General features: G+C 57.2%; 18 protein-coding genes and 1 pseudogene. 13 read left to right on the top strand and 6 right to left on the bottom strand.

Going from position 1 to position 24,365, the window contains the following annotated elements; all coding sequences use genetic code 11:
* Positions 1 to 149: 149 nt before the first annotated feature.
* Positions 150 to 1,052, bottom strand: a complete 903-nt coding sequence (locus ORL50_RS10060; protein ID WP_266013459.1) for a LysR family transcriptional regulator — start codon at positions 1,050 to 1,052, stop codon at positions 150 to 152.
* A 337-nt stretch (positions 1,053 to 1,389) separates the two neighbouring features.
* Between ORL50_RS10060 and ORL50_RS10055 the strand changes: the two genes are divergently transcribed.
* The 8 genes and pseudogenes from ORL50_RS10055 (at position 1,390) to ORL50_RS10020 (ending at position 13,093) form a co-directional block, all read left to right on the top strand.
* Complete coding sequence (locus ORL50_RS10055) at positions 1,390 to 2,730, top strand: MFS transporter (protein ID WP_266013456.1); 1,341 nt, start codon at positions 1,390 to 1,392, stop codon at positions 2,728 to 2,730.
* A gap of 170 nt (positions 2,731 to 2,900) precedes the next feature.
* Positions 2,901 to 4,184: a salicylate 1-monooxygenase gene (gene salA, locus ORL50_RS10050; protein WP_266013453.1), complete on the top strand. Its 1,284-nt coding sequence runs from the start codon at positions 2,901 to 2,903 to the stop codon at positions 4,182 to 4,184.
* 54 nt (positions 4,185 to 4,238) lie between these two features.
* A pseudogene (locus ORL50_RS10045) lies at positions 4,239 to 4,484 on the top strand (LysR substrate-binding domain-containing protein); the annotation flags it as partial.
* 388 nt (positions 4,485 to 4,872) lie between these two features.
* Entirely contained in the window at positions 4,873 to 7,083 is a 2,211-nt protein-coding gene (locus ORL50_RS10040) for a putative bifunctional diguanylate cyclase/phosphodiesterase (protein ID WP_266013450.1), read from the top strand.
* A gap of 163 nt (positions 7,084 to 7,246) precedes the next feature.
* A complete protein-coding gene (locus ORL50_RS10035) occupies positions 7,247 to 10,243 on the top strand; it encodes a xanthine dehydrogenase family protein molybdopterin-binding subunit (RefSeq protein ID WP_103406138.1) in 2,997 nt (998 codons plus the stop codon).
* On the top strand, positions 10,240 to 11,046 hold the full coding sequence (locus tag ORL50_RS10030) for an FAD binding domain-containing protein (protein ID WP_266013443.1): 807 nt from the start codon (positions 10,240 to 10,242) through the stop codon (positions 11,044 to 11,046). Before ORL50_RS10035 ends, ORL50_RS10030 begins: the two co-directional genes overlap by 4 nt.
* A gap of 2 nt (positions 11,047 to 11,048) precedes the next feature.
* Positions 11,049 to 11,549 carry a (2Fe-2S)-binding protein gene (locus tag ORL50_RS10025; RefSeq protein WP_008060977.1) on the top strand — a complete coding sequence of 167 codons (501 nt, stop codon included), beginning with the start codon at positions 11,049 to 11,051 and terminating at the stop codon, positions 11,547 to 11,549.
* Positions 11,550 to 11,554: 5 nt separating this feature from the next.
* A complete protein-coding gene (locus ORL50_RS10020) occupies positions 11,555 to 13,093 on the top strand; it encodes an AMP-binding protein (RefSeq protein ID WP_266013429.1) in 1,539 nt (512 codons plus the stop codon).
* 1,027 nt (positions 13,094 to 14,120) lie between these two features.
* Here the strand turns inward: ORL50_RS10020 and ORL50_RS10015 are convergent.
* Positions 14,121 to 14,420, bottom strand: coding sequence for a helix-turn-helix domain-containing protein (locus ORL50_RS10015; protein WP_266013426.1), 300 nt, complete (start codon positions 14,418 to 14,420; stop codon positions 14,121 to 14,123).
* Positions 14,421 to 14,504: 84 nt separating this feature from the next.
* Here ORL50_RS10015 and ORL50_RS10010 point away from each other — a divergent pair, with 84 nt between their 5' ends.
* On the top strand, positions 14,505 to 15,032 hold the full coding sequence (locus tag ORL50_RS10010; protein ID WP_266013424.1) for a hypothetical protein: 528 nt from the start codon (positions 14,505 to 14,507) through the stop codon (positions 15,030 to 15,032).
* 216 nt (positions 15,033 to 15,248) lie between these two features.
* On the top strand, positions 15,249 to 15,845 hold the full coding sequence (locus tag ORL50_RS10005; RefSeq protein ID WP_266013420.1) for a hypothetical protein: 597 nt from the start codon (positions 15,249 to 15,251) through the stop codon (positions 15,843 to 15,845).
* 907 nt (positions 15,846 to 16,752) lie between these two features.
* Here ORL50_RS10005 and pmrG read toward each other — a convergent pair.
* The gene (pmrG, locus tag ORL50_RS10000) at positions 16,753 to 17,448 is read right to left on the bottom strand and encodes a lipopolysaccharide core heptose(II)-phosphate phosphatase PmrG (protein WP_266013417.1); all 696 of its coding nucleotides are present in this window, start codon (positions 17,446 to 17,448) and stop codon (positions 16,753 to 16,755) included.
* Between the two features lie 306 nt (positions 17,449 to 17,754).
* Between pmrG and ORL50_RS09995 the strand changes: the two genes are divergently transcribed.
* The 3 genes from ORL50_RS09995 to ORL50_RS09985 all read left to right on the top strand — a co-directional run bounded on the left by ORL50_RS09995 (position 17,755) and on the right by ORL50_RS09985 (position 21,146).
* Positions 17,755 to 19,404, top strand: coding sequence for a phosphoethanolamine transferase (locus tag ORL50_RS09995; RefSeq protein ID WP_266013414.1), 1,650 nt, complete (start codon positions 17,755 to 17,757; stop codon positions 19,402 to 19,404).
* A 173-nt stretch (positions 19,405 to 19,577) separates the two neighbouring features.
* A complete protein-coding gene (locus ORL50_RS09990; protein ID WP_266013411.1) occupies positions 19,578 to 20,408 on the top strand; it encodes a phosphatase PAP2 family protein in 831 nt (276 codons plus the stop codon).
* Between the two features lie 63 nt (positions 20,409 to 20,471).
* A complete protein-coding gene (locus tag ORL50_RS09985) occupies positions 20,472 to 21,146 on the top strand; it encodes a response regulator transcription factor (RefSeq protein ID WP_266013962.1) in 675 nt (224 codons plus the stop codon).
* Positions 21,147 to 21,220: 74 nt separating this feature from the next.
* Here ORL50_RS09985 and ORL50_RS09980 read toward each other — a convergent pair whose 3' ends face one another.
* From ORL50_RS09980 to ORL50_RS09970, 3 genes are read right to left on the bottom strand one after another with little or no spacing between them, the layout of a single operon-like run.
* On the bottom strand, positions 21,221 to 22,318 hold the full coding sequence (locus ORL50_RS09980) for an extracellular solute-binding protein (protein WP_266013408.1): 1,098 nt from the start codon (positions 22,316 to 22,318) through the stop codon (positions 21,221 to 21,223).
* A 1-nt stretch (position 22,319) separates the two neighbouring features.
* Positions 22,320 to 23,228: an N-carbamoylputrescine amidase gene (gene aguB / locus ORL50_RS09975; protein WP_266013405.1), complete on the bottom strand. Its 909-nt coding sequence runs from the start codon at positions 23,226 to 23,228 to the stop codon at positions 22,320 to 22,322.
* Between the two features lie 4 nt (positions 23,229 to 23,232).
* Positions 23,233 to 24,285 carry an agmatine deiminase family protein gene (locus tag ORL50_RS09970; protein ID WP_266013402.1) on the bottom strand — a complete coding sequence of 351 codons (1,053 nt, stop codon included), beginning with the start codon at positions 24,283 to 24,285 and terminating at the stop codon, positions 23,233 to 23,235.
* Positions 24,286 to 24,365: the final 80 nt, after the last annotated feature.

Raw genomic sequence — 24,365 nt, 5'->3', positions numbered from 1 at the left:
CCACGTTGATTTTTCAATATCGCATCCAACCATGAATGATAATTGACGCGCTTGAAGTCATCGACATCGAGCATCACGACTATTGAACGTTCATGCCCAGGCGTTGAAGAGTCCTGCTTTGACGCCGCAGCGCTACTCGATCAGGCGAATTAATCAGAAAACAATTCGAACATCAGCTGGCGAAGCCAACGATTGGCGGGGTCCTTGTTATAGCGTGCATGCCAGAACAGGTTTATTTCGATGTTGGGCAGTTCCACTGGCGTCGGTAGCACCGCGAGACCAAAGGGTTGTTCGCAACTGCTGGCGAATCGTTCAGGCACTGTGGCCATCAGGTTGGTGCGTTGAAGGATGTGCCCCACGGCGACGAAATGGGGCACCTCCAGGCGAATGTTTCGCTCGATGCCGGCCCGCGCCAGGAACGAATCGACTTCGCCGTGCCCGGTGTTCGCCGCTACGACACGAACGTGCTCGTAACTGCAAAAACGCTCAAGCGTCAGCGGTTCCCTGGTAGCAGGGTGGTCTTTGCGGCACATGCAGACATAGCGATGGTGGAACAGGCGCTGCTGGAAAAAACCTGCCTGCAAGTGCGGCAGTAAGCCAACGGCGAGGTCGATAGCACCGTTCTGCAACCCTTCGGCCAAAGTATCGGAGGTATTGCGCAGTGTGCTGATCGAGCACCCCGGCGCGCGTTCAGCCAGGGCGTCCATCAGCCGCGGCATGAAGTAGATTTCGCCAATGTCAGTCATCGCCATTGTGAAGCGACGGTTGCAGTTGAGCGGGTCGAACGTGTCCTGTCGGCTCAGGGCATCGCGCAAGGTCTGAATCGCCAGTGAAATGGGTTCAGCCAATTGCTCAGCGTAGGGTGTGGGCTCCATGCCTTGATAGGTACGAACGAACAATTCGTCGTTGAACGTGACGCGCAGTCGCTTCAGCGCATTGCTGACCGCGGGCTGGGTCAGATCGAGATTGTCCGCCGCCGTCGATACCCGACGATCAATCAACAGTTGGTTGAAGACCAGAAGCAGATTGAGATCAAGCTCACGTAATTCCATAAAGCCTCGTGCAGATTGCGCACTCATAAGGGCGAAAGAGCTTTGCGCGTTGATGGGCTGCACCGCTCTGCAATCCCCGCTGCAAGAGTCCCAAGCCTAACAAGCGCCAGAGCGCTGAGTCCATCGCAAGCGCGAAGGGGCTCTTGCTCGTTCTCGAGCTGTATTCACCCTCGAAATAATGCCTATTCATCTGGCTGCATTTATCACGCTCGATCGTTTGCCCATGATCGACTCCATGCCCGTTTCTGCACAGTCTGTGTAACACCAATGGGCACCGCGCAATAACCGGGGGCATCAGATCTCCGGCTCTTATAACAATGACAAGAAGAGCGATGCCATGCGTACGATAGATGTATCAGCCCTGATTGACGGGGCACGTTTTAATACCTTCCATGCACGCGTGCTGCTCTGGTGCGCGCTGATCATCATTTTCGACGGTTACGATCTGGTCATCTATGGGGTCGTGTTGCCCTCACTGATGGCCGAGTGGGGGCTCAGTTCGTTGCAGGCTGGAGCGCTAGGCAGTTGCGCGCTGGTGGGCATGATGCTGGGTGCGTTGTTCTTCGGTTCATTGTCGGATCGTATAGGCCGACGCAAGACCATCATGATGTGCGTCGCGATCTTCAGCGGGGTCACGGCGCTCAATGGCCTGGCCCAGAGCCCCGAGGCGTTTGCGTTATGCCGGTTCCTCGCCGGTCTTGGGATCGGCGGGGTGATGCCCAACGTTGTGGCGTTGATGAATGAGTACGCGCCAAAGAAATCTCGCAGCACCCTGGTCGCGATCATGTTCAGCGGCTACTCGTTGGGGGGCATGCTATCGGCGAGCCTTGGCATGGTGCTTATCCCTCAGTGGGGCTGGCAAGCCGTGTTCTATGTAGCGCTGATTCCTCTATTGGCCTTGCCATTGCTGATACGTCAACTGCCTGAGTCGATGGACTTCCTGTTGCGCACCGGGCAGACCGTCAAAGCGCAAAACCTGTTGGCACAAGCCGCGCCGTCTTATGAACCGAGCGCAAATGACCAGTTGAACCAGATGGTCGCCAAAGGCACGAAAGTGTCGATTGCGCAGTTGTTCCAGGACGGGCGCAAGCTGAACACCTTCATGCTGTGGCTAGCGTTTTTCTGTTGCTTGCTGATGGTTTATGCACTGAGCTCCTGGCTGCCAAAACTCATGACCGCCGCCGGCTATGGACTGAATTCCAGCCTGGCGTTTCTACTGGTGCTCAACGTCGGCGCGATTGTTGGCGCGGTGGCCGGAGGATGGTTGGGGGATCGGATTGGCATAGCGAAAGTGCTGTTCGCGTTTTTCAGTTGTGGCGCGTTAGCCCTGAGCCTGTTGGCGCTCAAGGCGCCTTTACCTGTTCTTTATCTGCTCATCGCCATCGCAGGGGCGTGCACCATTGGCACGCAGATCCTGGCGAATGCCTGCGCGGTGCAGTATTACCCCGCGCACATACGCTCTACAGGACTTGGTTGGGCGATGGGCGTAGGGCGCACCGGTGCCATTATCGGTCCTTTGTTGGGCGGCGCACTGCACGCTTCATCACTGCCGCTGCAAGCCAGCTTTCTCATCTTCGCAGTACCCGGCCTGATCGGGGCTGTCGCCATTCTGGTCTTTCTTCTTCAGAACGCTTCAGGCGAGCGGGCTGCTTCATCCAGACAAACCGTGTCGCAGTAACGCTGGCAGGTGAGCTCAAGGAAGAGCTCGCTTGGCGAATGGCTGCTCGAGCGCAACAGTAATATTCACACGCATGATGGGATGTATGGGAGTTGCGATATTTATCAATAGCGCTCGGATGGCGATGATTCGGTTACTCCAATAACAATCAACCTCATGGGTAACTTGCTATGCCTACTTCTCAATCCAAACTGCAAATCGGCATTGTTGGCGGCGGTATTGCCGGCGTGGCCTTGGCCCTGGACCTGTGCCGTCATTCCCACCTTAGCGTGCAGTTGTTCGAATCGGCGCCGGCCTTTGGCGAGGTCGGCGCCGGTGTTTCTTTTGGCGCCAATGCCGTTCGTGCCATCGCGGGCCTGGGTATTGCCGAACCCTACCGCAAGATTGCCGACCAAACCCAAGACCCCTGGCAAGACATCTGGTTCGAATGGCGTCGTGGTGAAGATGCCGGTTATCTGGGCGCCAGCCTGGCCGAAGGGGTAGGGCAGTCATCGGTACACCGTGCCGACTTCCTTGACGCCTTGGCCAGCCAGTTACCCGAAGGAATCGCCCAGTTCGGCAAGCGTGCCGTCAGCGTGGAACAGGATGCCGAACAGGCTCGCGTGGTGTTCACCGATGGCACTGAGCATCGCTGCGACCTGTTGATCGCCGCCGACGGTATCAAGTCATCGATTCGTGACCATGTGCTCAACGGTCTTGGTCAACCCCTGGTGGCGCCGCGTTTCAGCGGTACCTGCGCCTACCGCGGGATGATCGACAGCGAACAGCTGCGCGCGGCCTACCGGGCTCGGGGGGTCGATGAGCACTTGATCGATGTCCCACAGATGTACCTGGGGCTTGATGCCCATATCCTCACGTTCCCGGTCAAACAAGGCCGACTTATCAACGTCGTGGCCTTCATTTCCGATCGCAGTCGTCCTGATCCAACCTGGCCAAGCGATGCGCCGTGGGTGCGCAATGCCAGCCAGGAAGAAATGCTCTCTGCCTTCAACCGTTGGGGCGACGCCGCACGCGTGCTACTCGAATGCATTCCTGCACCTACCCTTTGGGCGCTGCATGAACTCGATGAGTTGCCAGGCTACGTGCACGGTCGCGTGGGGCTGATCGGCGACGCTGCACACGCCATGTTGCCGCACCAGGGTGCTGGCGCGGGGCAGGGGTTGGAGGACGCCTGGCTTCTGGCCCGCTTGCTGGCCGATCCGCAGGTCCTGGACAGCCAGGCACAAGCGGTGCTCGCAGCTTACGACGCCATCCGTCGTCCGCGTGCCTGCCGTGTTCAGCGCACCTCCTGGGAAGCCGGGGAGCTGTATGAAATGCGTGACCCCGCTGTAGCCGATGATGAACAACTGCTGGGCAAGACCCTCGCCGAGCGGTTCGACTGGCTGTGGAATCACGACATGCAGTCCGACCTTCAAGAGGCTCGTGCTCAGTTGGGTTGGCGCGCACTCGCGTAATGATTTGAACCGACGAACCGCAGGGCTGCGCAACGCAACTGAACCTGACGTTCCACGACCCATCAGATCGGCGACGGGGAAGTTATGATTCTCGCGGCCGTCGCCGGCACAGGCCTGTGCCAGATGCCACGCAGCCTGTTCCAGGAGGATATCCAGGCCGGCAGGCTGGTGGAGGTTTTGCAGGGGTATGAACCCGACGCAGTCGATGTGCATGCCGTGTGGCCAAAGGTGTCGCACCTGCGGCCGAAGGTCAGGTATGTGGTCGATGAGCTGGTCAAGCTGTGTGCGCATTGGCAGTGATTCAGTACAGGTGACTGTATTCGCCACCATTCGTATTATCCTATTTAACTTATGGGCCATGTCATATGTTCATAGGCAGGCCGTTACTATGTTTTGCGGCAGGTCCGAAGGCTATTGGCGTGGAAATGTTCATCGGGCCATGTTCATGGAAACCGGGCTGCAGCTTCAGGACTGTCCGGCCAGCAGAACATCAAAACGGCCAAGCACCCCGACCATTCCAGCCAAGCGGCGGCAATCTGATACTGTTTTTTATGTTGGATCTGAGCCTTTTATTAGTTAGCTGGCGCTCTATAGAGTGCGCGTCCGACGCACTAGTGGACAGTGATCGGCCGCTTACTATTCAGGCTCTCTGAAGACCGGACGACCTCGAGAGTCTTCAGGAACCACCATGAATACTCGTCCAAGCTTTCACAGCAAGACCTTCCCCGAGTCGCAACGTGACATTCTCGGCATGATCGCGACCGATCATCACCTGGGCGACATACTCTGCGCCATCTGCCAGATGCTTGACGATCAGGCCCCCGAAACCTTCTGCTCTATCCTGCTCACTGATGCCGAGGGCAAGCACTTGCTGAGCGGCGCGGCGCCTAGCCTGCCGGTCGAATACAGTGACGCGATTCATGGAATGGCCATTGGTCCACACGAAGGAACCTGCGGCACCGCAGCGTTCCGGCGCGAGCTTGTGGTCACCGAAGACATCGCCCGAGATCCAAACTGGGAGCGTTTTCGCGGCCTGGCGCTGGGGCATAACCTGCGTTCCTGCTGGTCGGTGCCTTTGCTCTCCCATCAAGGAAGCGTGTTGGGTACATTTGCCCTGTACCAGAACCGGGCCCACGCGCCGGACGAGGCGCAGATTCAACGACTGGCCTTTGCCGCCCAACTGGCCGTCATTGCGATCCGCCATGAGCGTGACGGCCAACGACTGGAGGCAAGCGAACAACGTTTTCGGTCATTGTTCACCTACAACCCCAATCCGGTGTTCGCCCTCGATCTGGCCGGCAACATCCAGAGTGTGAATCCAGCAGGCCTGAAGCTGAAACCGCACACTGCAACCAATTTCATTGGTCATCACTTTTCCCATCTGGTGCTCGAAGAAGACCTGCAACGGGTCAGTCAGCATTTTTCCGCAGCCCGCGCCGGAGTGCCTCAGCGCTTCGAGGCGCGGGTTCGCGACGAGAGTGAAAAACTGTTGACCATGGACATCTCTAACCTGCCGATCATGGTCAACGGAGAAATCGTCGGGGTATTTGGCATTGCCCGGGACATCAGCGAGCAGAAGCATTTCGAGCGCCAATTGAGCTTCAATGCCAGCCATGATCGGCTGACCGGTTTGCTTAACCGTGTTTCGCTTGAAGACCGGCTTGTTCTGGATTGTCACATCAGTCGTCGGCGTAAGCGTCGTCTGGCGGTGATGTGCATTGATCTGGATGGATTTAAGTCCATCAACGATTCGATCGGGCACTACTTCGGTGATCAGGTGCTGATCGAGGTGGCGCAGCGTATGACCCAGCAGGTTCGTCCGGGGGATACCATCGTGCGCATGGGTGGTGATGAATTTATCGTTCTGCTACCAGACCTGCTTCATGATGAGGACGTTGTTCCAGTAGCCGAGCGATTGATGGCCAGCATTTCCAGACCCTACTGCATCCAGGGCATTGACCTGCACGTGAGTGCAAGTGTCGGCATCACCCTGAGCGATGGGCACATCGAGCAGCCGATGCAACTGATCCAGCAGGCTGACATGGCCATGTACAAAGCCAAGCAGCACGGGCGCAACAACTTTCAGTGGTACACCAGCGATCTCAATCAGCGCGTTTGCGAGCATGCGGGCCTGCGCAATGACCTGCAAAAGGCAATCGAAACTCAGTCGTTGCAGCTGCATTACCAACCGCAGCTAGACGCGCGCACGGGGCGGGTGGTCGGGATCGAAGCGTTGCTGCGCTGGGAGCATCCGGAAAAAGGATTTATCTCACCCGCGGTGTTTGTGCCGGTGGCAGAGGACAGTGGTCAGATCATCCCGCTAAGCCTTTGGGTCCTCGATACGGCCTGCGCGCAGCTGCGCGAGCTAGGCGAGCAGGGCATCACCGGCATCTCAATGGCGGTGAATATTTCACCGATGCATTTTCAGCGTGGCCAGTTCGTCCAGTGTGTCCAGGCCACCCTGGAGAAACATGGTCTGTGTGGTGAGCAGTTGGAGCTGGAGATCACCGAGTCACTTCTGTTGCATAACGCTGAACAGGCGATCGACACGTTGCACCGGCTCAAGGCATTGGGGGTGCGCATTGCGCTCGATGATTTCGGCACTGGTTTTTCCAGCCTCAGTTACCTCAAGCGCTTGCCCATCGACAAGATCAAGATTGACCGCTCGTTCATCCAGGATATCGCCACCGACCATCACGATGCAGCGATCACCCAAGGCATTATTTCCATGGCCCATCACCTCAGCCTGACGGTGGTCGCCGAAGGCGTGGAAACGGCTTCCCAAGTGAATTTCCTGAAGGGCTGTCGCTGCGATGTTTTTCAGGGGTATTACTTTGCCAAACCGATGCCCTGCGCAGAAATCGAAGCTTTCCTGAGCCATCCCGCCTCACATCCCTGACCGCCAATTCTGTCTGGATCCAGACCTGAAAATCAGACGCTAAGGCAAATTTTCAGACCCCAGCGCAGAACTCCCTCTCCTCAGGCAAGGCGCTCCCCGCGCCTTTCTCACACACTCGGCTCTAACGCTATCGCGCTGCACAACAACAAGAGCCGCGAAAAAAATGACTAGTTTCCAGCCTGCTACCGAAAGCCAGACCGGCCATATCGGCGCCCGTCAGACCCGTGTCGAGGACGCCGCATTGTTGCGTGGCCTCGGCTGCTATGCCGATGACGCGGCGATTCCTCCGGGTACGCTACATGCGGCGATTATCCGTTCACCCCACGCTCATGCGCGGATTACCTCGGTGGACTTTTCCCGTGCGCTGCTGATGAAAGGTGTGCACGGCGTGCTGGTCGGCGAAGACGTCAAACGCTGGGCGCTACCGTTCCCGGTGGGTGTGCGTCAGCCGATGGAGCACTGGTGCGTCGCCGTCGACAAAGTGCGTTATGTCGGAGAGCCGGTGGCCGTGGTGATCGCTGAGAGCCGCTATCTGGCCGAGGACGCGATCGAAGGGGTGCGCGTTGAATACGAGCCGTTGCCGCCGATCATCGATCCGGAACTGGCCACCGCCGAACAGGCGCCGATCCTGCACGAAGCCGTCGGCAGCAACGTGGTCAACGAGCGGCACTTTCGTTATGGCGAGCCGGAGCAGGCGTTCGAGCAGGCGCCGCACAAGGTCTCGCTCAAAGTGAAGTTTCCGCGCAGTTCCTGCACACCCATTGAATGCTATGTGGTGCTGGCTCAGTACGAGCGCGCCACAGGCATTTATGACGTGCTGGCCAATTTCCAGGGTCCCTATGCGCTGCACACGGTCATGGCCCGGGCACTGAATGTGCCCGGCAACCGCCTGCGTTTGCGCACACCGAAAGATTCCGGCGGCAGCTTTGGCATCAAGCAAGGGGTTTTCCCTTACGTGGTGATGATGGGCCTGGCGTCACGCAAGGTCGGTGCACCGGTGAAGTGGGTCGAGGACCGTCTGGAACATCTTCAGGGGGCTTCTTCGGCGACCAATCGGGTCACCGAAATTGAAGCGGCGGTAGAAGCCGATGGCCGCATCACCGCGTTGCGTTATGACCAGATCGACGATTGTGGTGCCTACCTGAGAGCGCCGGAACCGGCGACTTTCTACCGCATGCACGGCAACCTGACGGGTGCCTACGCGATCCGCAATTTGCAAGTGCGCAACCGGGTGGTGCTGACCAACAAAACCCCGTCCGGCCTGAACCGTGGTTTCGGTGGCCCGCAGGTGTATTTCGCCCTTGAACGGCTGCTGCAACACATCGCCGTGCAGTTGAAGCTTGATCCGTTGGACGTGATCCGCCGCAACCTGGTGCCGGCCGATGCCTTCCCTTATCGTGCGGCGGCCGGTGCGTTGCTCGATTCCGGCAATTACCAGGCAGGCATTGCCTTGGCGGCGGCTGATGGCGGTCTCGACGAGTTGCTCAAACGTCGTGATCAGGCGCGTGCCGAAGGCCGGATCTATGGCATTGGTTATGCCGCGGTCATCGAACCGTCGATTTCCAACATGGGCTACATCACCACCGCGATGACACCCGAAGAGCGGCGCAAGGCCGGTCCGAAAAACGGCGCTGTCGCCACCGCCACCATCAACGTCGGACCATTGGGTGACGTCAGTGTGCACGTGTCCTCGGCACCGCAAGGGCAGGGCCATCAAACCACCGTCGCTCAGGTCGTCGCCGAAGTGCTTGGGGTTGCGCTGGAGTCCATCGTGGTCAACGTCGAGCTCGATACCCAGAAGGACGCCTGGTCGATTGCCTCGGGCAACTATTCCAGCCGCTTCGCCGGCGCCGTGGCCGGTGCCGTCTACAAGGCCGCGCTGAAGATCCGCGATCGCCTCGCCGCGATTGCCGCCGAGCAATTACAGGCCAGTCCCGAAGATATCCGTTTCGCCGGCGGCAAGATTTTTGTGGTCAATGGCGGGGCGGTGGCGCCATTCCATCGGATTGCCGGTGCGACCCACTGGTCGCCGGGCCTGCTGCCGGAAGGGGAAAACGGCGGTCTGCGTGAAACCGCCTTCTGGAGCCCGCCGCAATTGGAGGCACCGGACGACCAGGATCAGGTCAACAGCTCGCTGTGCTACGGCTTTGTCTTCGACATCTGCGGTCTGGAAATCGACCGCATGACCGGCGAGATCCACATCGATCGCTACGTCACCTGCCATGACGCCGGCCGCCTGCTCAACCCGGCGCTGGTCGATGGCCAGATTCGTGGCGGCTTCACCCAAGGCCTCGGCGCGGCGCTGATGGAAGAGTTCGCCTATGGCGAGGACGGTAGTTTCCTCTCCGGGACCTTCGCCGATTATCTGGTGCCGACCGCACCGGAAGTGATCGAACCGGTGATTCTGCACATGGAAACGCCATCGCCATTCACCCCACTGGGCGCCAAGGGTGTAGGCGAGGGCAACAATATGAGCACGCCGGTGTGCATCGCCAACGCGGTGGCCGATGCCCTCGGTCGCTCGGACATCCGTTTGCCACTGACGCCATCAAAAGTACGCACGCTCATCGGCATCGACGAGCCGCCACGGCCCGCCGGTATGGAGGCCGATGACAACCTGGACGCACCTGCCGGTGGACCGGCACTGCGGGCCAACGACTCGGTGGTGATTCCTGCTTCGCCGCAACAGGTCTTCGACACCTTGCTCGACCCGCAGACGCTGGCGGCGATCATTCCCGGTTGTCACGACCTCGTGCTTGAAGGCGAAAACCGCTACCGCGCAGATGTCACCGTCGGCGTCGGCATGATCCGCGCGCGCTTCGAGGCCAAGGTTGCCCTGAGTGATCTGGACCCACCGCATTCATTGCGTCTGTCCGGTTCCGGCAGCAGTTCGATGGGCTCTGCTCAAGGCCAGGCCAAGGTTCGTTTCGTCGAACTGGAAAATGGCCACACACGTCTGGAATACCAATACCAGGTGGCGGTCAGCGGCAAAGTCGCCGCGGTCGGCGGCCGAATGTTGCAAGGGGCCTCGAAGGTGATCATCGGACAAATATTTACTCGCCTGTCACAACGGGTCAGCGGCCAAGCCATCTCCACCGGCTGGTGGGCTCGCCTGCGGGCCTCGCTTGGCGCGCTGTTTGGCAAGGGAGGTGCGCAATGAAACCGGCTGCTTTCGATTACGTTCGGGCTGAAAACCGTCGTCAGGTCGTTGAGTTGCTCGCCGAGTATGGCCAGGAAGCTCGCATCATCGCCGGAGGCCAATCGCTGATGGCGGTGCTAAACATGCGCCTGGCTCAACCCAAGTTGCTGATCGATATCAATCATGTGGCTGACCTGGCCTATATCGAACTGCGCAAGGATTGTCTGGCGGTAGGTGCCGGGGTACGGCAGGCGCAGTTGCTGGCGCGTTCGACCCTGATGGACGAGGTGCCTTTATTGGCACTGGCGATGCCCTGGATCGGTCACTTCCAGACGCGTAATCGCGGCACAGTCTGCGGCTCGGTGGCTCATGCCGACCCGAGCGCCGAGTTACCGCTGTGCCTGGTGACGCTGGGTGGCGAGATCGTTCTTGAGTCGAAAAAAGGCAAGCGCATCGTCAAGGCTGCCGACTTCTTCCAAGGCATTCTCACCACCGACAAGCGTGCGGATGAACTGGTTGCCGAGGTGCGTTTTCCGCTCAAGCGCGAAGGCATTACCTATCGCTTCCGCGAGATCGCCATGCGCCACGGCGACTTTGCAATTGTCTCCCTGGCCGCGGCCATCGGCGCGGACCAGGTCGAACTCGGCATCGGCGGGGTCGCCGACCGCCCGCAACGTCGCAGTCTGCCTCGTGGTGCGGGGCTGCCGGAAGCGCTCAATCAAACCGCCTGGTCGCTCGACGCACAAGACGACGTGCAGGCCAGCGCTGCCTATCGCCGCCAACTGATTCGCGAGCTGGGTCATCAGCTGATCGAAGGAGTCTGAACATGCGTGTAACTGCCGACCAAACCTTTCCGATTCGCCTGGAACTCAACGGCCGCTCCCGCGAAGCCCTGGCTGAACCGCGGACCCAACTCTGCGACTTCCTGCGCCACGACCTCGGCGCCACCGGTGTCCATGTCGGATGCGAACACGGTGTCTGCGGTGCCTGCACGGTGCTGGTGGACGGAGTCGCGATGCGTTCCTGCCTGATGCTCGCAGTACAGGGGCACGAGCGGCGTATCGAGACCGTCGAGTCCCTGGCTGACGACGACACTCTGAGCGACCTGCAACAAGCCTTTCGCCGTCATCACGCCTTGCAGTGTGGCTTTTGCACTGCGGGCATTCTCATGTCCTGCGTGGATTTTCTCGAGCGGGTACCCAACCCGGACGAGACCCAGGTACGCGACATGCTTTCGGGGCACCTATGTCGCTGCACGGGTTACACCGGCATCGTTCAGGCCGTGCTCGAAGTCGCTGCCCAGCGCCAAACGAACAAAGGGGTATAACAAAAATGTTCGATCTCGGACGCAGTTTCCTCGCTGCCGTTGAACGCCGACCGCATGCCGTGGCGGTCAGTGACGGTGCGTTGAAGAAAACCTATGAAGAATGGTTCGTCGATATCCAGAGCGCCGCCTGGGGCTTGCAATGCCTTGGGCTGCAACGCGGTGATCGACTGCTGGTAGCGATGCAAAACCGTTGGCAGATGGCAACCCTGCATTGGGCCTGTCAGTTTGCGGGCATCGTCATGACCCCGTTGAACTGGCGTTCGACTGCCGATGAACTGGGCTACTGCATCGAAGATGCGCAAATCCGTGCAGTGGCTTACGACGACGCTACCGTGACCGCCGTGGCGGGTTGCAGCGCCGCCACGAGGCTGCCACGGATCGCCACCGGACTCTGTGCCGCCAACACCGACCTGAGTTTCGAGGAACTGTGTTCGCAGACCCCCTCCGGCATCATTCTGGAGGCCGACGCCGAAGACTTTTCACTGCTGCTGTACACCTCAGGAACCACCAGCAAGCCCAAGGGCGTGCCCCGTCGGCACCGTACCGAACGCGCCGCGGCGGTTGCCCACGTCGCGCAAAACCTTTACCGCCAGAGCGAGTGCACGCTGGGTGTCATGCCGCTCTACCACACCATGGGCGTGCGTTCGTTGCTGTCCATGGCGCTGATCGACGGGCATTTCGTCTGTGTACCGAAGTTCGACGTGGAAGCCACGCTGCAGGCCATCGAGCGGGAAAAGGTCAGCAACCTGTACCTGGTGCCGACGCTCTACCACATGCTCATCGAACACCTGGGCTTTGCCCGGGAGCGAGTCGCCAGTGTGGAAAAAATCGGCTTTGCCGGTGCGCCGATGAGCGACGGTTTGATGCGTCGAGTCGAGCAGGCATTCCAGCCGCAATTGTTTGTCAATCATTACGGCAGCTCGGAGATCTACACCTTCACCATCGACCAGCAAGCCAGCCGCAAACCCGGTTCGTCAGGGCGCAGTGCAATGAACCAGCGCGTGCGCGTGGTACCGCTCGATGCTGAAACGGCGGACGTGCAGGTCAACCCGTTGGAGGAGGGCCAGATCATCGCCGACCTGGCGAGTGACGAGGCGTTCGAAGGCTATCTGAACCGCCCCGAAGCGACCGCCAAGGCGTTGCGTGACGGATGGTATTTCACCGGTGACATCGGCTACTTCGACCTGGAGGGCGATCTGTTCGTCACGGGCCGTGTCGATGACTTGATCATCACCGGCGGCGAAAACGTCAGCCCGGCAGAAATCGAAAACATGCTTTCCCTGCACCCGGCCGTGGAAGAAGTGGTGGTGGTCGGTCTGCCCGACGAGCAGTGGGGCAAGATCATTGCTGCGTTTATCAAGCTGCGCGCCGAGGTCTCGGAAGGCGACCTCGATGCCCATTGCATCGCTTCGGGCCTGGCCAAGTTCAAGCGGCCACGGCGGTACCAGTTCATCGATCAGATTCCCAAATCTCCAGTGGGCAAGGTGCTGCGGCGCGTGCTGCTGGCTCAATTTCAGGAACAGGCCTTGAAGGCCATCAGCTAATCATCCAGAGGACACTCATTCAAATTCCAACCGGCGAATCAGTGACCGAATAGAAGCTGCCAGTCAGGTACCTGAGGGGAACATAGATAGGAGTGTGTTTCATTTTAAGCATGTCCTGAAGGACATACCGTCACGCTACCGGATTTTAGATGAAGCACCAGTCAAAGTAGGTTTCGAAGATCCGCTATGACGATTTTTGGCGCTGCTTTTTGGTGCCAATTGGCTCTGGAGTGTCGATCAACCCTGCTTTGATCATCCGGCGGACTTGTTCGCGGCGAGGAGCAGGCGGCGAGGGGAGCTCGCAAGGCAGGGGAACGCCGTCACGCTCAGCAATGCGCCGTATGAGATCGTGGTACGCATCGACATAGGTTCGCCTCCCGATATAAGCGCGCAGTCGCTTCTTGCCAGGAGCTTCATTGCTCCCCCAGTAGGAACGACCAGTACTGGAGTGCGAAACGATCAGCGAGACACCTGACCACGGCCGTTCAGGGCCTTTGGAGCGCAAGCTGCCGGGTCTTATTCCGAGCTTAAGCTCGGTGGTATCGCGCCAGGCTTTAGCGTGCCGAAGAGCCGCAGCGAGAGATCCGTCGAAATGAGAGGCTCGGAATGACGAATGGTACCGTACGCCTTTTGGCCCGCGCCCCTGTTGTATCATGACGCGGTAACCCGTAACGGTACCTACCTTATTTTGCAGTGGACTCATGCGCCGCATCTCGAACGCGTCATCTGCGTGCCACCGCTTACACCGCTCATGCACCGGAGGTGCAGCATCCGTTATCTGCGCTGCAGTACCATCTGCGTAGCGACTTTCAGCCAGAAGCAAGAAAGCATGGAGACGCTTGTTAATTTGGTCACTTGGGTTAGCGGGTCGTGGCGCACCTGCGCCTCGATCGACTTGAATAAATTTTCCAGAATCCATCATGCCTATGCGCCTCGACCGCCGCTACAAACTTCAATTCGAGTCCGTATGCAATGTAGAATTTCGCGTCGCCTGCCAGAGCTCGGGTTACGGCTTCTATCTATGAGTCTATCTATGAGTCGGGGAATTGGAAGGGAAGGAAAGGCTCTCTTGTCGGATACGCTCAAGCAGCAAGTCTAAGTCCGCGTCAGGCTCGAGGAGCAAAAAACTCTGGAAAAGAAGGGTAAGCGGATGTATGCCCATTCTTCCAGCGAGCTCCGATGCTTTCTCCAGAGTGACGTTCTTGAGGCCTCGCTCTAGGGTGCTGAGGTATGTCCTACTGCTGACGATTCCAAAATCTTCTTGAGTCAACCCCTGGCGAATCCGTGTGTTGCGCAATGCAATGGCAAACGCTTCCCGCAGCTCCATTTTGCTTTATCCACAAAAGGAACAATGAAGCCTTCTTGAGCTCTATAGAACTACAATCTATAGTGTTCATTTTACGAGGTTTTTATGGCCGCACTACAGATAAGTGCTCGTCAGTTATCCGGGATCGGTAATGAGCATGGCCCCTCAACTATGCTTATTGTAGCAGTGGCGAGCATTGCTCAACCGGAGCAAGGTGTGGAGATAATCAAGCGCTTTTCCGGCCAAAAACTGATCGATCTCTTCAATGAAATGGATCGACCAGATTCAGAAAAAGCCATTGTTGGAGTCCTGCTCGCGATTCCGCCAGCACTTAACGGCTCTGCAAGATGGACCGCTGAAAATGTGTTTGATTTTGCCAGGGTCAAGCTCAAGAGAAGGGGAGAGGCTTGCATGGATACATACGCATATCGGCTTGCTTCAAAAGCTGTTTTCCGAGACAACGCTAAGGTCGAGCCAACAGATATCCTCGACTGGAGATCACTCTACGAAACGTCCAACGCGAGGGGTGACGTCGACACAGAACTTGATGCTCATCAAACCTGGCTGTCTATAGTCATTACTCGTATGGTCAACGCGGTCAATCTACCCGACGATGAAGAGCCCCCTGAGTAATTGCCGGCATTTATCTGCGATCGCGACCTGCGGTGTGCATGAGAAAGCAGTCATCAAACGAAGGCGAAAACTCAACACGTGCAATTGGTTTTTGAGAGCTAAGTTCATGCTCGAGGCGCAGCACATCGACTCGTTTTGATCAAAAAAGATCGCAAACAGTTTCTAGATACAGTGCCGTGTTGAGCAACAGTGCGCTTCACGTAGTGGGAGAATTTAATGGCAACCGGCAGGAGATTCGTGACACGGAAACCTGGTAAAGGCGTTAAAGATGTCTCGGGCCAGGCGCTCCTTCGTGCCGAAAGCTCTAGTCGTTCGGGTAAACCAGTACTAGATGATAACCCAGACTGGTATTCAGCGCCGGAGGCCGGGCTTACACGCACAGATGACAAGCGCCGGACGATCGAAGAAAGAGAACGCAAAATGTTCGACCTCGCCAGATCTCATATCCTCTCCAGCGGAGACTTCCTTCTGGCTCAGGATTTGGCTGATCATCTAGGCATCCACGTTCAACTCATGAGCGCCGCACTCAAGGAGTGGGAAGCGGACCGCCGAATTTTCTCGATCGAACACGGGGACTTCAAGTCTTTTCCAGTTTACGCGTTCCCGGCGGAAGGCGGGGCCAGCCCAATTCCTGCCCTCAAGGATATATTATCAATTCTTTACCCCATGAAAAATGGTTGGGGAGTTTCATTCTGGTTTATCTCGCCTAACGCGTTCCTTGGAGGCAAACGTCCACAAGACCTCCTGTCCACTGAGGTCAACAGCGTGATTTTAGCCGCACGGGACGAAACAGTAGGTGTCACGCATGGCTAGTACAGGAGCCTCGCCAAACCCAAAGAACGACGGCGCCGAAAAATGATTATTAATTCCCGGCACTCTTGGAACCTACAAAATGACCGCGTACGGAATATGCAAAATGGAAAACCCATCACCAATTTGGAATTTCAGTTGCAAGGATTTCGGAGATTTAGTTCGGCGTGCTTCACAGACCTTTGGGGAAGTGCCGTCCTGACACCTAGTTTAACATAATATACATTATGCGTAATGATGGAATGCGCGGTTAGCCCGGTTGCACGCAGATTTTGAGGTGGTCCTTTCCCAGTTGGCGGCCACTTGATGGTCTGAGCCTTGGGCTTGTTCTATTGCCTGGGGTCTGGTTGGTCTGCGTTGGTGATGATCGCACAGCTGTGTTTGTGTTCGCCTCTCGGTGATTCGATGACGTTGATTTGGTAGCCGATGTATTTCGCAGTCTGCGATGGTTCGGTCTGGTGCCTCTGGTTTGGTGAATCAAGATCAGAAAATCGCAGCCTTCGGCAGCTCCTACGGTGATTTGTGTTTGGGCTGTGCTTGCTGCGTTCAAATGATCCTGCGGTTGGCTCAGTGTGTTGGTTGAAGCATATGGTTTGTCGGCGCAATTGATATTTCGCGTGATTTGGCGTGACTGAGTTTCGACCATTCGCCATAGCCGATTGGATAGTTCCACTGTTATCGATTGCTGAGGTGCTGTAGCCAAGGTTCTAACGATAAACGTGCTCAAAATCCTTTGCTGGACTAAACACTCCAAGCACACACTGGCGCTCCTACTTATAAAGAGATGAAAGACCTGCTCTATTAGGTGAGCGAGATGCGGTAGGATTTAACTATACTAAATGTCTCTTTAGTTGAATTATATTTTACCGCTCCCCAGATCACCCTCAATCTCGGACTTTCACCCTGCTGGCTAACGTGACTGCAGGTCTGGCAGTTTGCCCCAGTCCATCGCATCCAGCGAACCGAGAATGCGAGGCGCTTGCTTGCCGTCTACTTTGACGAAAAAAGCTTGCGTGTAGGCGCTGTCACGTTGCCCTGCGCGCACGCCCAGCTTGCGTTGGAATTGATCGATACAGCCGCTGTGGGTGATCAGCACCAGGTTTTCATGCGCCTTCTTGTGCGCTAGCACGGCATCCTTGAATCCACTGTTGCAGTCCTCTACCCAACTTTGAGTAGGTACTACCTGACCCAAGATAAATTCTGCGGTCTGTCTGGTGCGGGTTAATGGACTGGCAATGAGTTGGGCCTGCTGCAGCCCCAGACGCTGTAAACCGACACCGACGGCCGTCGCTGTCTGACTGCCATTGAAGGTGATCCCATCAGCACTGCCCAGGCACGGGTTGGTGGAACGGTCGCAGCGTTCAGCATGCCTGATCATAAGCACCAGGTTTCCTCGTTCCCATTCAGCAGACAGTTTTGACTGGGTAACAGTGTCAGCTTCGCCCAAATCGATCACACGCGTGGCGGTCAATAACCAGGCGAGCACTGTCGACAAGGCCAGTAGCAAGCCAGACAACATTAACCTTTTAAGGACAGTCCTGCTAAAACCTGGCGTGCGCGAGGCTTTACTCGTTGAAATCGACATTGGATATTGTGCGCGAGCCACACGATTGCTCCGTAGCTAAAAAGCTGATTAAAAATTGCCGGCGAGGTCATTAGCGTCTCATATCCCCACAGTACGATTAGTCCTGTGGCTAGTTAGTGAATGAAATGTCAAAAAATAGTTGAGGGAAGTCGACAGCGGACGATGCGTCCCAGTAACGTTATGTGAAGTGAACATCACATTTAGCCGACCTTTCCTTGGCATTTCTTTCACATAAAATTGATCATTGCGCACCTAGAGTTCGCTTTATCCAGCACGCCGGCCTACTCCCGTAGCTCGCCGCACCTCAATTTTTAAAGCGGATTTTCCATGTTTAGAATAAAGGCCGCTCGCGCGGAATTTGTGATCGCAATCGCCAGCGCCTTCTTGTTGCTAATGTTTAACTCCGTTCTGTGGCAGCATCTGTTCAACATTGTCGAAGATAATCAATCGAGCTTATTGCTGCTTCCCGCGTTCGGCATCATGATATTTTGTTTATTTAATATCACCCTCAATGTGCTCGCCTTTAATAACGTTTTAAAACCCGTATTAACAATTTTGTTTATGGTCAGTGCGGGCGTTGCTTACTTCATGAGCCGATACGGTGTTTTAATCGACACAGGCATGCTTCGAAATTTTGCTGAAACGAATGCAACTGAAGTCGGGGGCTTGCTTTCTGCAAAGCTGTTTTTTTATATCTTGCTGCTGGGTGTCTTGCCGTCACTGCTGCTGTGGTTGACCCCCCTCCACTACCGACGCTGGCATCGAGAGTTAATCAGTAAAGCGTTGGTCTGTGCAGGCTGTGCGGTTATTTTCGGCGTCGTCGCCCTCTTCAACTATCAGGGTTTGTCCTCGCTGTTTCGCAACCACCATGAGCTGCGGTTGATGGTGGTGCCCAGCAATTACATCGGCGCGTCGGTTAGTTATCTGCGCGAGCAGTTTGCCACCGCTCAAAAACCCTTCAAAAAGATCGGTGAGGACGCCGTACTGAGCAGTCAATGGGCGCAACGAACCCGCAAAACCCTGACGGTGCTGGTGGTGGGAGAAAGCGCACGGGCCGAGAACTTTGGCATTTTGGGCTACAAACGCGATACCACGCCGCAATTACAGAAGGAACAGGGGCTGATCGCATTCACCGATTTCTCCTCCTGCGGCACCGAGACAGCCGTCTCGGTACCCTGCATGTTTTCCAATATGAACCGCAAGGATTACAAAGCCTCCACCGCTAAAACCCAGGAGGGTGTGCTCGATATCCTCAATCGTGCGGGTTTGAACGTCGTCTGGCGGGACAACCAATCCGGATGCAAGGGAACCTGCGATCGGGTGAATTTCGAAGATATCAGTCACTCAGTCGACGCTCAATTGTGCGCAAAAAATGAATGCCGGGATGAAATTCTGCTTAAAGGTCTACAGAACTATATCGACCACCTGGACAAAGACACCGTGCTGGTATTGCATCAGATGGGCAGTCATGGCCCGGAATACTTCAAGCGTTACCCAAAAGCCTTTGAGAAATTCACTCCGGTCTGCGAGAGCAATGCCCTTGATAATTGCACTATGGAAAGCATTATCAATGGGTATGACAATACGCTGTTGTATACCGACCATGTATTGGCCAGCCTTATCGATATATTGCGAGCCAATCAGGACAAAGTCGACACTGCGATGATCTACCTGTCCGATCATGGTGAGTCATTAGGCGAATACAATCTGTTCCTGCACGGCACACCCTACTTGCTCGCCCCTGACCAGCAGACTCATGTACCCCTGCTGACCTGGTTTTCTGACAGCTATAAACAGGCGTTCAATCTCGATACCGACTGCCTGCAGAAGAGTACCAACAGGCCGTTGAGTCAAGACAACCTGTTTCATTCGATGTTGGGTTTACTGCAGGTCAACACCCTGGTGTACAACTCTTCACTTGATATGTTTGCGCAGTGCAGGACGTTAGCGGATAACAGGCTGTTGTCTGGTAACTGATAATGCGCTGGGCAGGTTCACCCAGGTGGGGAACCCTCCAGCGAATGGTCCATTGAGTCGATCAGCAAGTTTTTGACAATGATTTCACTACAAATTGAGGTTTGCTCAGTTAACTTCATCCCGGTGGCCATCATGGCCGCTGTCTTTGGCGATAATTGTTCGGGAAATAGCGAGTGGAAACGGGAAAAACGAGATTTTTCGCCTGGCACCTGGGGTTGCCGCTGGTTTTCGGTCTGGCGATTTTTATAATTTTTGACCTCACTTCGCTGGACCAGACGATCAGTAACTGGCTGTACTATCCAGCAGGCACATTTCCATTTGCCCATGATCGTTTCTTCGAGAATCTCACCCACCGCTGGCCGCGAATCATCCCAAACTGGACGGGTGAACTAGCGCTGATTGGCTCGGCACTTTCATTTATTTGGCCACTGCTCAAACCTGAAGGCCATGGCGGGCTGATCCGCAGGCTGGAAGCATTGCGTATCGCGCCAATTTTGCGATTTACCACCCAGCATCGGCGTGACTTTCTGTTCATCGTCGTTGCCTTCGCGGTAACGACTGGGATGATTCACTTTTTCAAGAGCCATACCAGCATTTATTGCCCGGTAGAAACCACGCTATATGGCGGCATTGAGGACAAGAAGGAATGGTTTCGCAATTTCAACCTGTTGCATGAGGCCGGTGCCGGCCGTTGCTGGCCCGGTGGTCATGCTTCCGGGGGCTTTACCATGCTCGCCTTGTACTTCGTGGCGCGCCGGTATCAATGGCGTTACGCCAAGGCGACACTTTATGCGTCGCTGGTGCTGGGAACGATTTACGGTACTACGCGAATTGTTCAGGGTTGGCACTTCATGTCGCATACGTTCTGGGCTGGCGTCATTGTCTGGTTCAGCACACTGGCGGTTGCACTGGCGTTTTACGGATGGCGGCAATTGGCGCAACCCGAGCACACGAAGATCCCAAACACCAATCCACTGGGCGGCAATGCAGTAGAGAGCGTCTAGGCCTGGCTACTAGCCCGCTGTCATGACATGGATGATTTGAGTTGCAAGAAAAAGGATCTCGCAATGCGCTTACTTGTTATCGAAGACCATAAAGATATTCTCGCTAACATTAGCGAGTATTTCACCCTGAAAGGCTGGGAAGTGACTGGTGCGCTGGATGGGTTGAGCGGCCTGCATCTTGCGGTCACCGGTAATTTCGACGCGATTATTCTGGACCTGATGTTGCCAGGCATGGATGGCATTCTCGTGTGCAAGACCCTGCGGGAAAATAGCAAACATCAGACGCCCATTCTGATGCTGACCGCTCGGGACGAACTGAGTGACCGGATATCCGGGTTCAAAGTCGGTGCCGATGACTACATCGTCAAGCCCTTTGCACTTTCTGAGCTGCTCGCACGGGTCGAGGCGGTTGCACGGCGTTTCAGCGGTTTGAAAAAGCGCGTGTTGCAGATCCATGACCTGACCTACGACCTGGATGCTCTTGAAGTCAGACGTGCCGGCGGGTTACTCAAACTTAACCCCACCAACATGGTGTTTCTTGAGTTGCTGATGCGCCGGAGCCCTGGCGTGGTGAAACGCCGTGAGTTCGAACAAGCCATCTGGGGCAACGATCCTCCGGACTCCGATAGCTTGAGGACCAATATTTACCTGCTGCGCAAAATCATCGACAAGTCATTTGATATTCCCTTGCTGCACACGGTTCATGGCACCGGCTACAAGCTGCGAGGGCCGAAATAACAGGATCCGTTTACTAATAATCGGATCCTGGCCATCACGCGCCCTCCCCTTTGGGTTCGTCTAATGCCGCACGCTCATTTCGCGGTGGCCGTCTTGAATTTGGTCCAGGTGCGCATCCGTGCGCGCATGTCGGTCTGGGAAATGTCCTTGCCTGGAATCAGCCGTGCGTAGGTGGCCTCATCAAGGTAGATGTCGGGGTTGTTGCGCATCGTCGCATCGACGCTCGGCCGGGCCTTGGCGCTGGAGGTCGGGTAGCCGGTGAAGTTGCTGATGGCGGCCATGTTATCCGGGCGCATGACGAAGTTGATGAACGCATAGGCGTACTCCGGGTGTTTGGCGTCGACCGGAATGGCCATGGTGTCCATCCACACCGTGGTGCCTTCGCGGGGGACGCGATATTCGAAGCGCGTGCTCTTGCCGGCGCCGTCGGAGGTGCGCTGGGCCTGGGTCATGTCGCCGCTGTAGCCCAAGGACAAGCACAGGTTGCCATTGACCAGGTCGGTGACGGGTTGCGACTGGAACTTGCGAATGTACGGTCGCAGTTTCATCAGCAATTCGGTCGCGGCGGCCAGGTCTTCGGGTTTGCCGCTGCGTGGGTTGCGGCCCAGGTAATTGACGACCACGGCCAGGACTTCGTCCGGAGAGTCGATCATCGAGATGCCACAGTCGGCAAATTTTGCCGCCAGTTCCGGTTTGAACAGCAAGTCCAGGCTGTTGACCGGGGCATCCGCCGCGCGTTGCTTGATCTGGTCTGCGTTATAGGTCAGGCCGATGGTGCCCCAGGTGTAGGGAACGGTGGCCTGGCTCGACGTTTCATACTGCGAGCGCAGCTTTTGCAGACCGGGTTCGATGTCGTCCATTGCGCTGATTTTCGAGCGATCCAATGGCGTCAGGCTGCCGGCGCGCATCAGGCGTTCGGCGACGGTGTCGCCGGGGAAGATCAGGTCGTAGCCGCTGCCGCCGGCGAGCATCTTGGCTTCCAGGGTTTCGCTGCTGTCCATGACGTCATAGATCACCTGGATCCCGGTTTCAGCGGTGAAGCGGGCCAGGGTGTCTTCGGCAAAATAATCGGACCAGTTATACAGCCGCAGAGTTTTCTCTTCGGCCTGCAGCGACGCTGACGCAACGGCCAGGCCCAAGGCGCCCAGCAGCAGTGTGTGGGGAATGCGCATGTCAGACTCCTCGAGTGTTCCAGCGTGCATGAAGTTGACGACCGTCCTGGCTCAGCAGCGCCCCGTACATGTCCGGGCGTCGGTCGCGGTAGATGCCCCAGCTCAGGCGCTCCTCGCGCATTGCATCCAGGTCGAGCCGTTGCACCAGCACGCCGGTGCTGTCGCGGTCGGCTTCGGCCAGTAGCTTGCCCTTGTGATCGCAGATGAAAGACGAGCCGTAGAAATTCATTTGCAGGGCGGCATCGGTGGTCGCCACTTCCCGACCGACGCGGTTGGCGGCGACCACCGGCAGCAGGTTGGCGGCCGCGTGGCCGCGCATGGTCATCTGCCAATGGTCGCGAGAGTCCAGGGTTGCGCAACCGGGCTCGGAGCCGATAGCGGTCGGAAACAGCAGGACCTCGGCGCCCATCAGGGCCAGGCAGCGGGCGGTCTCGGGGAACCACTGGTCCCAGCAGATACCGACTCCGATGCGCCCGAACGCCGTGTCCCAGACCTGGAAGCCGGTATCGCCGGGACTGAAGTACTCCTTCTCCTGGTAACCGATGGCATTGGGGATATGCGTCTTGCGGTACACCCCCAGCAGACGCCCATCGGCATCGGCCACGGCCAGGGAATTAAAATAGGCGTTGCCGGCCTGCTCGAACCAGCTCAGCGGCAGCACCACCCCCAGCTCTTTGGCGAGGGCGGCGAAGCGTTTTAGGACCTTGCTGGCCTGGAATTCTTCCGCCAGCGCCAAGTGTTGATGGCTTTGCTCGATGCAGAAATACGGAGTGGCAAACAGCTCCTGCAGAAGAATGACCTGGGCGCCCTGCCCGGCCGCCTGCCGTACCAGCTGTTCGGCTTGATCCAGGTTGCTCGACAAATCCCAGGTGCACGGCATCTGCGTGGTCGCGATGGTTAACAGACTCATGGCATCACCCCTGCACTGGCCAGGCGGGCTGTTGCTGGGTGATGCAATGCACCCCGCCACCGCCATGGGCCAGGGCGTTGATGCGCACCGGCACCACCTCGCGACCTGGGAAGGCCTGGGCCAATACTTCGGCCGCAACGTGGTCGGCATCGATGCCATAGGCCGGCATGATGATCGCGTTGTTGGCGATGCAGAAGTTGGTGTACGAGGCGCAGAACACTTCAGCGTCGGCGTCCACGACATCACTGGCTTCGTACAGCTCGATCAGTTCGAAACTGCGCCCGTGGGCATCGGTGGCCAGTTCCAGGGCGCGACGGTTTTCCCGGGCGACTTCGGCGTACTGCGAGCTGCTGTCGTGGGTGGCATCTACCAACAGCACACCAGGACGGGCGAAGGCGCACACGCCGTCGACGTGGCCATCGGTCACGTCACCGGTGACGTAGTCCGGGTCGCCGGGGAGCCAGATGGTTTTCTTGACCCCCAGCAGGCGTGTGAAGATCTCTTCGATCTCGGCTTTGGTCACCCCGGGGTTGCGGTTGGGGTTAAGCAGTACCGACTCGGTGGTGATCAGCGTGCCCTCGCCGTCTACATGGATTGCCCCGCCTTCATTGCTCAGCGTCGTGCCGAAGCACGGTACGCCCAAACCCTCAAGTGCCCGGCGTGCCAGGGTTTCGTCGAGGTCGTGGGCAGACTTGCCTCCCCAGGCGTTGAACCGCCAGCTGACACCGGCCAGGCCCTGTTGCGGATGGCAGACGAAGCTTGGGCCGGAGTCGCGGCACCAGCTGTCGTTGACCGCCAATTCGATCAGTTCGATGTTGGGCCCGCAGAGTGCCTTGGCACTGGCGACGGCAGATGGATCGACCACCATCTTCACCGGTTCGAAACGCGCAATGGCGTTCGCGACCCCGGCGAAATCGATTTGCACCTGCGGCAAGGTCACGCCCCAGTTCGACTCCCACAGCGCCTGATTGTGCGGCCAGACCATCCAGGTCGCCGCGTGTTTGACCCACTCCGCCGGCATCTGCCAACCACTGTTCTGACGATCTTCGTGCTGCATGCTATAAACCCCTTGGTTAAGTCATTGTGTTCAATGAAAACTGCAATCGTGGTGCTGGCATGCATGCTACGGCCGTGATT

The organism is Pseudomonas sp. RIT-562 (assembly GCF_026241895.1).
Classification (GTDB): domain Bacteria; phylum Pseudomonadota; class Gammaproteobacteria; order Pseudomonadales; family Pseudomonadaceae; genus Aquipseudomonas; species Aquipseudomonas mandelii_F.
The sequence above is the reverse complement of the archived record's forward strand: the minus strand, read 5'-3'. Positions and strand labels throughout refer to the sequence as shown.

Bases quoted from the DNA above. Each gene is read 5' to 3' on its own strand.
- ORL50_RS10060 (WP_266013459.1), bottom strand. From the start codon at position 1,052: ATGGAATTACGTGAGCTTGATCTCAATCTGCTTCTGGTCTTCAACCAA.
- ORL50_RS10055 (WP_266013456.1), top strand. From the start codon at position 1,390: ATGCGTACGATAGATGTATCAGCCCTGATTGACGGGGCACGTTTTAAT.
- salA (WP_266013453.1), top strand. From the start codon at position 2,901: ATGCCTACTTCTCAATCCAAACTGCAAATCGGCATTGTTGGCGGCGGT.
- ORL50_RS10040 (WP_266013450.1), top strand. From the start codon at position 4,873: ATGAATACTCGTCCAAGCTTTCACAGCAAGACCTTCCCCGAGTCGCAA.
- ORL50_RS10035 (WP_103406138.1), top strand. From the start codon at position 7,247: ATGACTAGTTTCCAGCCTGCTACCGAAAGCCAGACCGGCCATATCGGC.
- ORL50_RS10030 (WP_266013443.1), top strand. From the start codon at position 10,240: ATGAAACCGGCTGCTTTCGATTACGTTCGGGCTGAAAACCGTCGTCAG.
- ORL50_RS10025 (WP_008060977.1), top strand. From the start codon at position 11,049: ATGCGTGTAACTGCCGACCAAACCTTTCCGATTCGCCTGGAACTCAAC.
- ORL50_RS10020 (WP_266013429.1), top strand. From the start codon at position 11,555: ATGTTCGATCTCGGACGCAGTTTCCTCGCTGCCGTTGAACGCCGACCG.
- ORL50_RS10015 (WP_266013426.1), bottom strand. From the start codon at position 14,420: ATGGAGCTGCGGGAAGCGTTTGCCATTGCATTGCGCAACACACGGATT.
- ORL50_RS10010 (WP_266013424.1), top strand. From the start codon at position 14,505: ATGGCCGCACTACAGATAAGTGCTCGTCAGTTATCCGGGATCGGTAAT.
- ORL50_RS10005 (WP_266013420.1), top strand. From the start codon at position 15,249: ATGGCAACCGGCAGGAGATTCGTGACACGGAAACCTGGTAAAGGCGTT.
- ORL50_RS09995 (WP_266013414.1), top strand. From the start codon at position 17,755: ATGTTTAGAATAAAGGCCGCTCGCGCGGAATTTGTGATCGCAATCGCC.
- ORL50_RS09985 (WP_266013962.1), top strand. From the start codon at position 20,472: ATGCGCTTACTTGTTATCGAAGACCATAAAGATATTCTCGCTAACATT.
- ORL50_RS09980 (WP_266013408.1), bottom strand. From the start codon at position 22,318: ATGCGCATTCCCCACACACTGCTGCTGGGCGCCTTGGGCCTGGCCGTT.
- aguB (WP_266013405.1), bottom strand. From the start codon at position 23,228: ATGAGTCTGTTAACCATCGCGACCACGCAGATGCCGTGCACCTGGGAT.
- ORL50_RS09970 (WP_266013402.1), bottom strand. From the start codon at position 24,285: ATGCAGCACGAAGATCGTCAGAACAGTGGTTGGCAGATGCCGGCGGAG.